Annotated in this window: 10 protein-coding genes; all 10 read right to left on the bottom strand. The window is 45.8% G+C overall.

The genetic code is table 11. From position 1 onward, the window contains the following. Nucleotides 1-2: 2 nt before the first annotated feature. Genes acpS through DXN04_RS02155 form a run of 10 tightly spaced genes read right to left on the bottom strand, consistent with a single transcriptional unit; the run spans nucleotide 3 to nucleotide 12,016 of the window. Entirely contained in the window at nucleotides 3-380 is a 378-nt protein-coding gene (gene acpS, locus DXN04_RS02200) for a holo-ACP synthase (protein WP_116851665.1), read from the bottom strand. Then, nucleotides 377-2,059 (bottom strand): C45 family peptidase, encoded by a 1,683-nt coding sequence (locus DXN04_RS02195; protein WP_116851664.1) that lies wholly within the window; start codon nucleotides 2,057-2,059, stop codon nucleotides 377-379. Before DXN04_RS02195 ends, acpS begins: the two co-directional genes overlap by 4 nt. Before the next feature lie 12 nt (nucleotides 2,060-2,071). Next, entirely contained in the window at nucleotides 2,072-3,580 is a 1,509-nt protein-coding gene (locus DXN04_RS02190; RefSeq protein WP_116851663.1) for a phytoene desaturase family protein, read from the bottom strand. Continuing rightward, nucleotides 3,567-7,424 carry a trifunctional MMPL family transporter/lysophospholipid acyltransferase/class I SAM-dependent methyltransferase gene (locus DXN04_RS02185; protein ID WP_116851662.1) on the bottom strand — a complete coding sequence of 1,286 codons (3,858 nt, stop codon included), beginning with the start codon at nucleotides 7,422-7,424 and terminating at the stop codon, nucleotides 3,567-3,569. Before DXN04_RS02185 ends, DXN04_RS02190 begins: the two co-directional genes overlap by 14 nt. Nucleotides 7,425-7,439: 15 nt before the next feature. Further along, nucleotides 7,440-8,645, bottom strand: coding sequence for a DUF2062 domain-containing protein (locus DXN04_RS02180; protein ID WP_116851661.1), 1,206 nt, complete (start codon nucleotides 8,643-8,645; stop codon nucleotides 7,440-7,442). Further along, complete coding sequence (locus DXN04_RS02175; RefSeq protein WP_116851660.1) at nucleotides 8,642-9,013, bottom strand: 3-hydroxyacyl-ACP dehydratase; 372 nt, start codon at nucleotides 9,011-9,013, stop codon at nucleotides 8,642-8,644. Before DXN04_RS02175 ends, DXN04_RS02180 begins: the two co-directional genes overlap by 4 nt. Continuing rightward, the gene (locus DXN04_RS02170; protein WP_147319817.1) at nucleotides 9,013-9,633 is read right to left on the bottom strand and encodes a hypothetical protein; all 621 of its coding nucleotides are present in this window, start codon (nucleotides 9,631-9,633) and stop codon (nucleotides 9,013-9,015) included. Before DXN04_RS02170 ends, DXN04_RS02175 begins: the two co-directional genes overlap by 1 nt. Continuing rightward, nucleotides 9,611-10,249, bottom strand: a complete 639-nt coding sequence (locus DXN04_RS02165) for an outer membrane lipoprotein carrier protein LolA (RefSeq protein ID WP_116851658.1) — start codon at nucleotides 10,247-10,249, stop codon at nucleotides 9,611-9,613. The genes DXN04_RS02170 and DXN04_RS02165 overlap by 23 nt, the downstream gene beginning before the upstream one ends. Beyond that, nucleotides 10,242-11,003, bottom strand: coding sequence for a polysaccharide deacetylase family protein (locus tag DXN04_RS02160; RefSeq protein ID WP_116851657.1), 762 nt, complete (start codon nucleotides 11,001-11,003; stop codon nucleotides 10,242-10,244). Before DXN04_RS02160 ends, DXN04_RS02165 begins: the two co-directional genes overlap by 8 nt. Then, nucleotides 10,997-12,016 carry a beta-ketoacyl synthase chain length factor gene (locus DXN04_RS02155; RefSeq protein WP_116851656.1) on the bottom strand — a complete coding sequence of 340 codons (1,020 nt, stop codon included), beginning with the start codon at nucleotides 12,014-12,016 and terminating at the stop codon, nucleotides 10,997-10,999. The genes DXN04_RS02160 and DXN04_RS02155 overlap by 7 nt, the downstream gene beginning before the upstream one ends. Between the last annotated feature and the right edge of the window lie 5 nt (nucleotides 12,017-12,021).

Genomic DNA, 12,021 nt, shown 5'->3' with positions numbered 1-12,021 from the left:
TTTCAGACTTCAATGATCACTGTCGCAACTGCTGTGGTATTGATATGTGACAATGAAACCAAAATCTGTTTGATCTGTAGCTGTTCATAGCGGGAGCTGGCATTGCCGGTGAGCTGTAGCAACGGCTTGCCGTTTGCATCATTGGTGATCTCTATTTCATTGAAATGAACGCCACCGTGCATAAAGCCGGTGCCCAATGCCTTTAACAGGGCCTCCTTGGCTGCAAATCGGGCGGCATAGTGCTCTTCGCTATGGACCTGCTGCTCGCAATAGCTTATCTCCTGAGGGCTGAACACAAGCTCCTTAAAGCCATTTCCTTTGGCGATTTTGGCTGCTATGCGTGCCACATCAACGATATCTGTGCCTAAGCCGTAGATCATGATTTTTTATTACACAATTCTATTTGTTTCCGGATATGGACCTCTTCTGATTTGTTTGCAATCTCTTTGGTGAGCGCCACTTCATAAAAGCCTTTTGCCTCCTCAAAATTACCGTGTTTGAAAGCATAATCACCTGCTACTACATATGCATGGTAAAACTCAGGATCCAGTGCCGGTATCAGTTTTGGATCTACCGGAGCGCCTTCCTGTGCGGCCTGCTTTAAAGAACGATATGCTTTGAAGTTGATAAAGGCTTTCGTTTGGATAAATGGATCAGGAGCAATCATACGGCTGCTGTCGTATACCTCATGATCTGTCTGCAAACCATGCATGCTGAAAATGGAATCCAGGTTATAGCACACATACTCACCCAGCTGCCATGGTGCTGTCGAGATCCATACGAGTTTCTGCTTAGGTTCAAACACTACGGAGTGATGGGCGATGAACTGGTTGATGGCTTTCTCATTGCCTACCCCGATATCCCTGCCACGCAGACCGAAACGGTCACGCAGAATGTCTACCGTATTTTGAACCGTATTAGGACCTTTCTCCTTCAGCAATTCGGTCAGGCGCTCAAAGCGGTAACCGGAAGCTGTTTCCTCTCTTTGTTTGATATTCTCAGGAGTAGCTTTGAAGTTTTCCCCCTGGAAGTGATTTGTACAGGTAATGAAGTTCTTTTTAGGATCATACAGTTCCATACTGTCCGGTGTCTTTTCGATGATGGCGGCACGGTTATCAAAAGCAGAACCTATCAGGAAAGACTCAGATACGAACATCGTATGCTTCTTTGCAATAGCATAGGCTTCGTCGATGCTCCTGGCATATTGCAGGATCTCTCTTGCAACCAGGGAGACAGGCGTAGCTGAACCGGTAGGAATTTTACTCTTATCAGCATTGATTGTCACTGTCAGGCCTGCCTGGTTCATACCTGATGTACAGCCGGTAAAACCAGCCCAGGTTACGATCATGAAATTGAAACCTTTGTCAGGATGATAGAAGGCAATCACCTTATCTTCTGCAAACTTATCGCCTACATAGAAGTCGAAGTTGCGGCCTATGATCAGGTTACTATCGGCAGAGGCATCATTCCAGGTGGCGAAGGATGTACAACCTACCAGTGCCATATTCTGCAATGCGTGACCAATGTCGTGCGCTGCATGGTAGTTGAGCAGGCGCTCATAGTTTGTACCAATGAAATCATATTTATCGGAAGCGGAGAAAGAGATACCGTATATTTCTTCCTTGTTCTCTTCTTCAATATTATCAGCCAGGTTACGATTGAAGAAACCTACAAAGTAGCGCAGGAATTTGAGGTAGGACTGCGAAGGGATCATCTTTTTGATCTGATCCGTGAAGTTATCTTCCTGTCTTTTCACCAGTTCAGCAGAGAGCTTACCATAGATCACCCCTCTTTCGAAAGGTTTTCCCTCCACATACATTTCATACAGGCCGCTATTGCTCTTACGGAACCAGTTATTACCAATGGTATAGGCAGATGAATCCAGTTGTTTGCGCTCCAGTTTGAGTGCGCTCTTGTCTGCAATATCAGGCGGGTTGATATAACCTACACTTACCACATATATAATCAGCGCTATCAGCACCAATAAGATACCGCCAAAAATAAATAACAGCGCTCTTCCCAATTTGCGCCATCCGCTTCGTTTTTTCCCCTTGTTCATATTATAAATGACTTAACTCCTGTTTATCTCTTCTACGATTGTTTCTAAGTCGACCAGCCCGGCACAGGTCAGCACCGCGCTCATCGTTACACCCAAAATACCATGTAAGTTCAGGTTTTGGCCTGTAAGATACAAATTCGGCAGCCTGGTAGCTGCAGGAATCATAGACTTTAACGGATCTCTTGCATCTTTAACAATTCCATACATGCTCCCTTCCGGAATATTCAGGTAGTCCCGGTAGGTCAGGGGCGTAGCTACATACATGGAATGAATACAGCTACGCAGCTGCGGATATTGCTGAGAGACCATGTCCAGCAGCTTCTCCGCCTTTTCTTTCTTAAATTCCTGGTAACTGGCATCCCGCTCATGTGGCTTGTCGTCAGTATTGAAGGTATCATGCCATTGCGCCACATCTTCGTAACGCATATAGGTCATAATAGACAGATTATCAGCATACTGCTCCTTACCGGTACCTGCCGATACAAACATTGCGTAGGTCTGCGGCCAGTTGTCCGCGGTATAATTAATGCCATCCCATGCATTGGAAGTGGCATGATGATAAATGTTATGATTCAGGTAGGGAAATGATCCCGGTTTGAGTACCACATTGATCATAAAGGTACCGGGTGTATTTTCCAGGGAGTTAATGCGGCTCTTATACGCATTGCGGAGGCCTTCTCCCTTTACCATACCGATAGTACGTGCAGGGTGTAAACCGGAAATGAAATATTTACCACCTACTTCCTGTCCGTTTTCCAGTACGATATGATCTACCCGGCCTTCGGACTCTACGATCGCTTTTACCTCCATATTCCGGATAATATCGCCCCCCTGTGCACGGATCGTTTTGCTCAGGCTACGGGCTATAACAGATCCACCATCTACACATTTCCAGGCACTTTCTATATAACTATGCTGCACCAGGGCATGTACATACAGGGGTGTTCTGTCAGGGTAACCTGCATAGAGCATATTATTTCCTGCCAGTACATTCTGCAGGCGTTCGTTGCTCGTAATGCTACGCAGGTATGCCGAGACCTCCTCCCCCATCACGCTCTCCTTTTCCGAAGCACTTCCTAATCTCATATTAAAGAGTGGGAACTTGCCACAGATTTCTTCCAGTTTATCCACATAAGCATGCAGGGCTTCCTTTTCTTTTGGAAAATCTGCTAACAGTTGCTGAATAAAATTGTCCCGTCCCTGTGCCATCCTGTACACATGCTGCTCATTGCCGAAAGAGATCTGATCGAAACCATCCATCTCCATACGCAGCAGCTTCATGTTTTTTATTATTCCCAGGTAACGGAATACTTTGTGCAGGGTTTGTCCTTCTTCCAGGCCACCAATGTAGTGCACACCGGAATCAATTATAGCTTTGTCGCGCGAATATGTTTGCAAACAACCACCTATCTGCCTGTTTTTTTCGAATAAACAGACACGATAACCATACTTGCCGAGGATGGCTCCGCAAACTAAACTGCCCAGGCCACTACCGATAATTATGACATCATATTGCTGCATCTTCAGGGGGTAACTTTTTGATGATAAAAATAACATTCGAGGTATAACGCGTGTTATCAATTTTCTCCATCACCGCTCCATTAGCTGCCACAATGCGGGCAATTGCTGATGAGGAGAAGAAAGACAAGGGTTTATCTTTTGTCTTGTTGAACCCGAGCAGTTTGGTAGAAAAGAATTCTGTAAGACGGGTACCTTCATGTCTTTCCTTGAGGTCACTGTCTCCATCCCTTACTATGATCACGCCACCCGGTTCCAGTTGATGGATGCACGCTGACAATACTTTCTCCTGCTCGTCCGCTTGCAGGTAATGCAATACATCTGTGATGATAAATGCATCGTACTTGTCAAATGTATAATTGGTTACGTCTACGCATTCAAATGACAGCTGCTCCCCTTTCAGGTAGCCATGCTGTGCAGTGATAATTTTGTCTTCATCATAATCGATTCCCTTCACTATCCTGTCAGCTGACATCCAGTGAAGCATATAGCTCAGGAATCCATATCCACACCCTACATCCAGTATCCGGCCTTTCTTAGGCAACAGCTCTTCGAAAAGCTCATAGTTGCCTTCCAGTTTTGTTTTGATACGCATGTACCACTCTAATACCGGGCCTTTGTAGATATAGTTATAAATCATCTGTTCACGGTAATAAGCCGGCGTTTCAATCGTCTGCCGCAGGGCCTCATGCTCTGCCTTGAAGTAACGGCTGATCTCCTTGGTGCGGGCAGCATAACTACCTCCTGGTGCGATTCGGGGCAGGTACTTCACCGTGATTTGACCGTCCTTGAGCAGGAAGTCATTCTTGCTCATTGTATAACCTGTACCATGAATGATGATAGGTAAGATGTCCAGTCCTAATTGTTCTGCGATATAGAAAGCGCCCTTGTGGAAACGTTTCATTTTGCCATCAGGAGAACGGGTGCCTTCAGGATAAACTACGATGGAGTATCCATTGTCTACCTGCTCCTTCAGTTTTTCAATACTACCTTCTGCACCTTCAGCCACAGGATAGTAGTCCGCCATCCTCACCACTGCCCCAAATACAGGTGAGTTCCATACCCACTCACTGGTAAGCAGCACCACGTTTGGATGCAGCATGGTAGACACCAGGATATCGAGGAATGACTGGTGATTGCTGATGATAACTGCTGGTTTATCCAGCTTTTCACCCAGCGGATTGATGATTTTCTTTTTCACATTGCCCATGATGTAGAGCACAGACCATGTGTATTTTGACAGCAGGCGATGATACAAGCGCTTGCCTACTTTCCTGTTGAAAGGATTGATACGGAGCAGGAACCATCCTATCACCGTCATGAGCAGACATCCAAAGGTGAAGTAAGTAAAGGAGAATACAGACTTCAGCCAGCCATGTAATGTCCATGGAGCTCTGCCCTTACTCACCCTGTTTGTAATGAGCCAGTTGAAAAGAAATGGAATCAGTACCTGTGATACTAATACGACCGAACTGATACCAATGATAGAAATCAAAGCCAGAGACTTCAGGGAAGGATGCTTAGCAAAGATCATCACACCCAGGCCGATGATAGTCGTGATGGCAGACAGGAAGATGGAAGAACGGAATGAGGAAAGATTTTCTTCCTTTCCGGTCCTGTATCGCTGCAATAAACCATCCATGGTAAAGATGCTGTAGTCATCGCCCAAACCAAAGATGAATGTGCTGAGAATGATATTCACGATATTGAACCTGATCCCAAACAGCCCCATTATACCCAGGATCCACACCCAGCTGATAGCCATAGGAATAAAGGTGATGATGGTAAGTTCTATCCGGCCATATGAGAGTAATAATGCAAAAAATACAAGCAATGAAGTCATCCAGGCGATGCTGCTGAACTCACTTTGTAATACCACTACCAGGCGGTTCGTTACATATTGTTTATCGAGGATGGCGGTGTTTGGATCATGTTCCAGCTTTTCGTAGACAGTCTTCTTCTGTGCAGGGTCTACTTTCAGCAGGGTTACGAGCGATACTTTTCCATGCTTCTCCGTAATAAAATCGCCCAATGTTCCTGTACGCAAATTGTGTAAGGTAGCATCAGGGATGTGATCAAAGTCTTGTGTGAGCCACTGTGCAAAAGCATCGAAGGCAGCCGGTTTAAAACCTACCGCAGGTCCGTGCTGCTGCAGATATGTGATCACCTGTTGTTTTTTCTCAGGTGTCCAGTAGGCATTCCATCTTTGTATACGGCGCTGTTGTTCCTGGTTGGAAAGTAGCAATACATTCACCCCTGCATACTTCTTCACAGCTCCCTGTTGTTGCAACTGGTTGACCTTTGGCAGCAGTGCCTCACTACGTTGTAAAGCGGTTTCCAGATCAGGAGCTTCTGTGATTAAGTATACGGATTGTGCGGTGTAAGCATTCACTTTATTAAGGGTAGCTTCGGCCTCTTTCAGCTCTGGACGCATAAAGTTCATACGCATCATATCGCTTTCGAAAGCCACATTCTTCATGGTGAAGAAGAAGATGACTGTCAATACAAGAATCCCCCCTACCAGCCATTTATTCTGTTCCGGTTTGTATGTAGAGATCTTATCTAACCAGGTATCATGATGAACTGTTACATTTTCTTTTTTCCCTAATACTATCAGGTGGGGTAAGAAGATAAGGGAGAACAAGGCTGCACCAATCAGACTAAAGGCCGCAAAGATTCCCACATCCTGTAGTATAGGTGATTCTATAAACTGCAGGCAAAGGAAACCTCCAATGGTTGTAAAACTCCCGATCGTCATTGGTGTAGCCAGGTCATTGATCACCTCACGGATGTCAGGAAAGTGGCGATAATGATTGAATACGTGCAGGGAATAATTAATTGCAATGCCCAATACTACAGCCCCTACACCTAATGCTATACCGGAAATGCTGCCCTGTACCAGCCAGATGCATGTCAGAGAAAACAATCCCCCAAATACCACTGGCAGCATCAACAACAGGGCTGCTCTCTTTTTTCTGAAATACAGGGGAATCAATATCACGAATACTACAATCGTAATGCTCAGTGTCAGGATCAGATCTTTCTTTAACTGTATCGCATTGCCTGCTGACACAGCTGTACCACCAAAATAAGAAGCCGTTGTAAAGGAATGATGCTGCTGCAATGAATCGATCTGGGCCTGTAATTCATCCAGGAACACGGTGTTTTTTCCCGTTGCACTGGGAGGGAATTTCGGTGTAATGAACATGAGAATGTGCTGATGGTCTTTCGTCATGATATAACCATCATACAGCTCAAAGTGATCGTCGTACTGTAAGTGCTGCAGTTTTTTGATTCCTATCCATGACATACCGGTAGGATCCACAGCGATCACCTTTTTCACCACCAGGCCCGCTGGTGAGATCAGGGTATTGTAATTGTTTTGCAGTGACTGCTGTAAGCGATCTGGTGTGATGAGAGAATCTATGCGTTTGTAATCCTGCTCTTCCAGGAATACGGGCAAATGCTCCTGCATCACCTGCATCATATCCAGCACTGTACTATCCTGTACCTGTGCCTGGATTTGGTTCATCCAGGGTGCCAGTCTTGCTTTTGCATTATCTGCCAGCTCACCTGCAAATGCGGTAAGACTATCCGGTTGGGCAACAGCCGTACTATCTCTCTGTGAAATAGTGATGACCAGCTTATCAGCAAAGTGTGAATCGTTGAACACCTGCTGCAGCTTATCGAGGGTTTTATCCTGTGGCAGAATACGGGTAATATCCTCTTCCAGCCTGATTTGCCAGGCACCTGCGCCTACCAGTACGAAACTGAAGAGCATGCAGGCCCAGCACCATGCTTTGTGACGATCAAAGAAATTGTATATGCCGACGAATAATTTGCCCATACTGATTATACTTAACTAAATTGGCTGGTCTTGTTTGACAGGATCGTTCCTGAATATAGAGAGTAATGCATACACAATCAATGCTGCCAGCAAGCCAGCCACGATCGAAAGCGTAATGCTACCATAGAGGTATTGTTCAAAGTTCATCTTCACCGTTTCAAAACTCAGTTGCTTGCTGAAGTTGATGGTCATACTGCCATTCTTCATCCAGAACTTACCTGTTGCAAAACTGGCAAAGATGATAAAAGGAATCATAGGGGGTACGCTGATATTACATGCTATCAGCACCAGCGCCTTGTTCAGTTTCAATCTCGCTGCCAGCAGGTAAGCGCTCAGCAGCTGGAAACCCCATATAGGTACAATGCCCAGGAATACGCCCAGGCCGATGGCTGCCGCTTTCCTGGCATTGGATTCATTTCTATTCAGAATATGATCATTCCAGATACTCTTCCAATTTTCCCTTTTGAAGAGGTAAAGGATAAAGTCGCGTGGCTTGATATACAAAAAGGTGATCAGCACCAGTACCGTATTTAATACGCTGATACGGGAAAAATCGCGCAGGGGACGGAAATGAGATACTCTTTCATCTGCCGGCGGATAATACACCTTTACAGGTACTGAATCGATGCCGATGCCCTTCCAGGCACAGCGCACCATGACTTCTATTTCAAATTCATACTTTGTACACCAGAAGTGCATCCCCTTCATAGCATATACCGGATACAGCCGGTAACCGGATTGTGTATCCGGCATTTTCAGGCCTGTTTCCACATAGAACCAGAAGTTGGAAAACTTATTGGCAAATGTATTTTTGCCCGGCATGTTTTCCTGTTGCAGGTTACGTGCACCAATCACAATAGATTTAGGATGTGTGCTCACTTTTTCCAGCATAAGCGGCAGGTCAGCAGCAAAATGCTGCCCGTCAGCATCCATGGTGATCACATAGTCATATCCCTGCTGTACAGCGTATTTAAAGCCTCTGCGCAGGGCAATTCCTTTCCCTTTGTTAGGGGTATATTCAACCCGCTGAATATGCGGGAATTCATCAAGAATAGCAGCGGTATGATCCGTACTGCCATCATTCACCACGATTACATGATGGGTATAGGACAATACATCATCCAGCACGCTTTTAAGCGTACCGGCATTATTGTAGGTTGGGATCAGTACGGCTACTTTGAGTGCCGAAAACTGATCGTTATATGTTGGCTGTTCCGTCATGAAGCGGCTACGAATGTTCCCTGAAATTTCATAAATGTGAGCTCCTCAAACTTCAGCGAGGCTGTCACTTTAATATCTCCTTCCTGTTCCTTGTGCTGTATTGTCACGTCTATATGCGGATTCGCATTCGGATCGATCATATTCAGGAACTTCATCTGGCTGGCTTTCTTCAGCACCACTTTCTGCTGTAATTTTCCTTCCAGCAGCTCCTGCACGGTTTGCATCATGGTCACACCAGGTACCACAGGGCGACCAGGAAAGTGGCCTTCAAATACAGGATGCTGCGCATTCAGCACGATACGATAAGTGGCGCTGTCTGCAGCCTCCTGTAAGGTCTGTTCCAGTGTATATAATTTTCCTGCTAGCATTATTTCTGTACGCGTTGTAATGAAATATTAAATTTGAATCCCTGATGCCTGATCAGGATTGTATCCGGCACACCGTTTTTATAGTCTGTGAGCCAGGCCTTCACTACCGGTTTGCGGGATGATGATTTCTCCACTCTTTCCAGCTTTGTACAGGCAGTGTCGGTGATATAATAATTGTTGCCTTTGGCCGTAGGCACCACTACATAGCGCAATGCCCCCGCTTGTTTCACTGTCGCCTTTGACAGATCAGGATGTAATAATACCAGCTCAAAATCTCCCCTCAGTGTCTTCACCACAGCCTTTTTATCCATCTTATCCATCATGTAGTGCTTGATGAACTGACCATCTTTGGTGAACTCAAAGTCGAAGAACTTAAAGCCCATCTCATTGGCAAATACCACGCGCTGGCTGCTATCAGGCATTTGCTTGAAGAACAGCAAGCCACTCAGGTGATGCTTCATGACATCTACCTGTGTGCTGTACAGCGTATTGTCAAACTGTGGTCTGAACTGTGTAATACAGCCAGGATCGCCAGCCGTTTGTTGCAGCCCTTTATACACATTGGTACAGCTGGTCAGTATGCATAAGAGCAACAGGCTATTTAGCAGCAAAAGTCGCATCCGGTATATTTACATTCAGTTGTTTGTGCAGGAAGCTGATAGTGGTATTGTCGCCACCCGCTTCGTACATCTCAATCTTATTCACAGTCAGATCCTTTCTGTCTACCAGCAGTACGATGGTTTTGAAGTACTGGGACAACTGTTTGTTCACAGGTGTCATTTCCAGCAGGTAACCTGCAGCGTTTTCAAGGATGGTTGTTTTGAAATCTGCATTGTCAACTACATTGCCCTGTACGCAATCCACGGTGATTTTGTTGATCTGCTCGAACAGTTTGTTGCCTTTGGCAGATACATGACTTTCTTTCTGACTATCTTTGGTTTTGATGTCTTTGCCATTCATCACCAGCAGGTAGTACGATGGAGTTGTATACTCCATTCTTACCTTATTCTCTTTCTTGAACCAGAATTTGCCTTTGGACGTAATCTTGTCTGCCAGCATGCTCAGGTTCTTTTCCTGCACAAAATCACATTGTATAGACTGTGTCTGACGGGAGGCTGTAGCAAACTGCTGTTTGAACCCTGCCAGGTCTGCTACCGGTTTGTATCCCGGATGCTGCTGTGCATTTGCCTGCACCACACCACACATCATTATCAATGCTATTATCCATCTACGCATATGCGGGTATATTTAGTAATTGATCAATTCTTTTGATAGTATATCCCTGTTCACGAATTTGCGCGATCAATACCGGCAGTATTTCTACTGTGAGGGGTATTGAATCGTGCATAAGAATGACAGCTCCCGGTTTCAGACCAGCCATAATCCTGTTCATCAGTTCATCTGCCTGTTTGGCAACTGTATCCAGTGAACGGATATTCCAGCCTACAGCCGTGTATTTTCCTCTCTGCACGGCCCTGCGTACATTCGGATTTGTTACTCCGTAGGGAGGACGGAAAAGGCGGGGCTTTTTGCCTGTCACCTGTTCGATGGCGGTATCCACCTGTTGCAATTCGGCCAGCATCTTCTTTGCCGGAAACAGGTCGAACCAGAAGTGATGCGAAAAGCTGTGATTGCCGATCACATGTCCTTCTGCATCTATTCTTTTCAGCAGTGCTTCCTGTCCGGCAATCCTGTTGCCTATGCAAAAGAAAGCAGCAGGTGCATTTGCTTTGTGCAGGATGTCGAGTATTTGTGGGGTAAATTCCGTGAGAGGCCCATCGTCAAATGTAAGGGCCACTACTTTCTCAGCAGTATCAGCTGCACATACTGCTTTCAGGAAAAAGCCTGACCGGATCTGCATGGCACCCCAAACGAGCGCGCCTGAATAAGGAATGAACAACAATACAAATGCCCACCATGGCAATGACAGCCATAGAAACAGTGCAATAAGTGCGATCAGGGCGATATTTGTATTCCGGTGTGTCAGCATATAGATAAGAGAATCATCGAGTGATGCGAGGCATCATGATGATTATACAATAAGACCTTTTTAATCGCCGAGGGTGCATTTCCTTTAAATAACACGGCAGGTGTAACTTCCTGGCTGGCAATGATCCTGCCTGCCATCCAGGTACCAAATGCACTGGCAGTTGGATATTCTCCACACAGATGTTTAAACCGTGCCACAGGCAAAGAAGGAAACACATTATTCTCCACATGCTCATACCATGCATCCCCGGCAGGATCACCGTTACGGCCTGTGATCACCAGGTCTATATCTTCCTGGCTGCAATTGTATGCAGCAAGGAACCCCACGATATCAGCAGCTACTTCTTCATAAGAGCCCGGTTTGTATAATACAGATACACCTTTCAGTTTGGCAACGGCATTAGGCCCTTTTTCTGTGCTCAGCACAAAACAGGCAGCGCCTTCACCGGCAGCGGTATGTTTAAATAAATTGAAGCGGGAGAGGATATTGAAGCTGTGATTGGTCAGCTCATCCATCGCTCCTGCCAATATATTGGAGATCTTTCCTTCGCGCAGCTGCATGATGCTGTCGATGAGCGTATGCTCGAAGGAAAAACCTTTGTGTACAAAGGTATTGTTGTAAGCATGACATTCCAGGAGGAGGGCGATCTGTCCAGCCACAGTATTGTGGGTAGACTGGATAAATGCGGTGGGTGTCAGCATTTCCTCTTGCTGGTTGATCATCTTGGTAAGGAATACACCTGTATCATCCAGGCAACCATAAGCAGTGCCTGTGATGATGCCTTCCGGCTTTTGGATACCGGCTTCCCGGAGGCTCAGTTGTGCTGCGGCTACGCCCATTTTTATGACACGGCTCATCCTGCGGATCATCTTAATGTCGATCCATTGTTTGTAATCAGGTTCTGCCGCTTTGAGACGAATATTATCATAAAGCGGCGCTGCCGATGGCAAACGTCCTTCTACCGCTGTCTCCAGCGGTGATACACAACCCGTTCCATTTATATAAATGTTCATAGTTC

Origin of the sequence: Chitinophaga silvisoli (assembly GCF_003412465.1) — a bacterium.
GTDB lineage: Bacteria > Bacteroidota > Bacteroidia > Chitinophagales > Chitinophagaceae > Chitinophaga > Chitinophaga silvisoli.
This window is presented reverse-complemented; position numbering and strand designations above follow the sequence as displayed.

Coding starts and splice junctions, on each gene's coding strand:
- acpS (WP_116851665.1), bottom strand. CDS start 380: ATGATCTACGGCTTAGGCACAGATATCGTTGATGTGGCACGCATAGCA.
- DXN04_RS02195 (WP_116851664.1), bottom strand. CDS start 2,059: ATGAACAAGGGGAAAAAACGAAGCGGATGGCGCAAATTGGGAAGAGCG.
- DXN04_RS02190 (WP_116851663.1), bottom strand. CDS start 3,580: ATGCAGCAATATGATGTCATAATTATCGGTAGTGGCCTGGGCAGTTTA.
- DXN04_RS02185 (WP_116851662.1), bottom strand. CDS start 7,424: ATGGGCAAATTATTCGTCGGCATATACAATTTCTTTGATCGTCACAAA.
- DXN04_RS02180 (WP_116851661.1), bottom strand. CDS start 8,645: ATGACGGAACAGCCAACATATAACGATCAGTTTTCGGCACTCAAAGTA.
- DXN04_RS02175 (WP_116851660.1), bottom strand. CDS start 9,013: ATGCTAGCAGGAAAATTATATACACTGGAACAGACCTTACAGGAGGCT.
- DXN04_RS02170 (WP_147319817.1), bottom strand. CDS start 9,633: ATGCGACTTTTGCTGCTAAATAGCCTGTTGCTCTTATGCATACTGACC.
- DXN04_RS02165 (WP_116851658.1), bottom strand. CDS start 10,249: ATGCGTAGATGGATAATAGCATTGATAATGATGTGTGGTGTGGTGCAG.
- DXN04_RS02160 (WP_116851657.1), bottom strand. CDS start 11,003: ATGCTGACACACCGGAATACAAATATCGCCCTGATCGCACTTATTGCA.
- DXN04_RS02155 (WP_116851656.1), bottom strand. CDS start 12,016: ATGAACATTTATATAAATGGAACGGGTTGTGTATCACCGCTGGAGACA.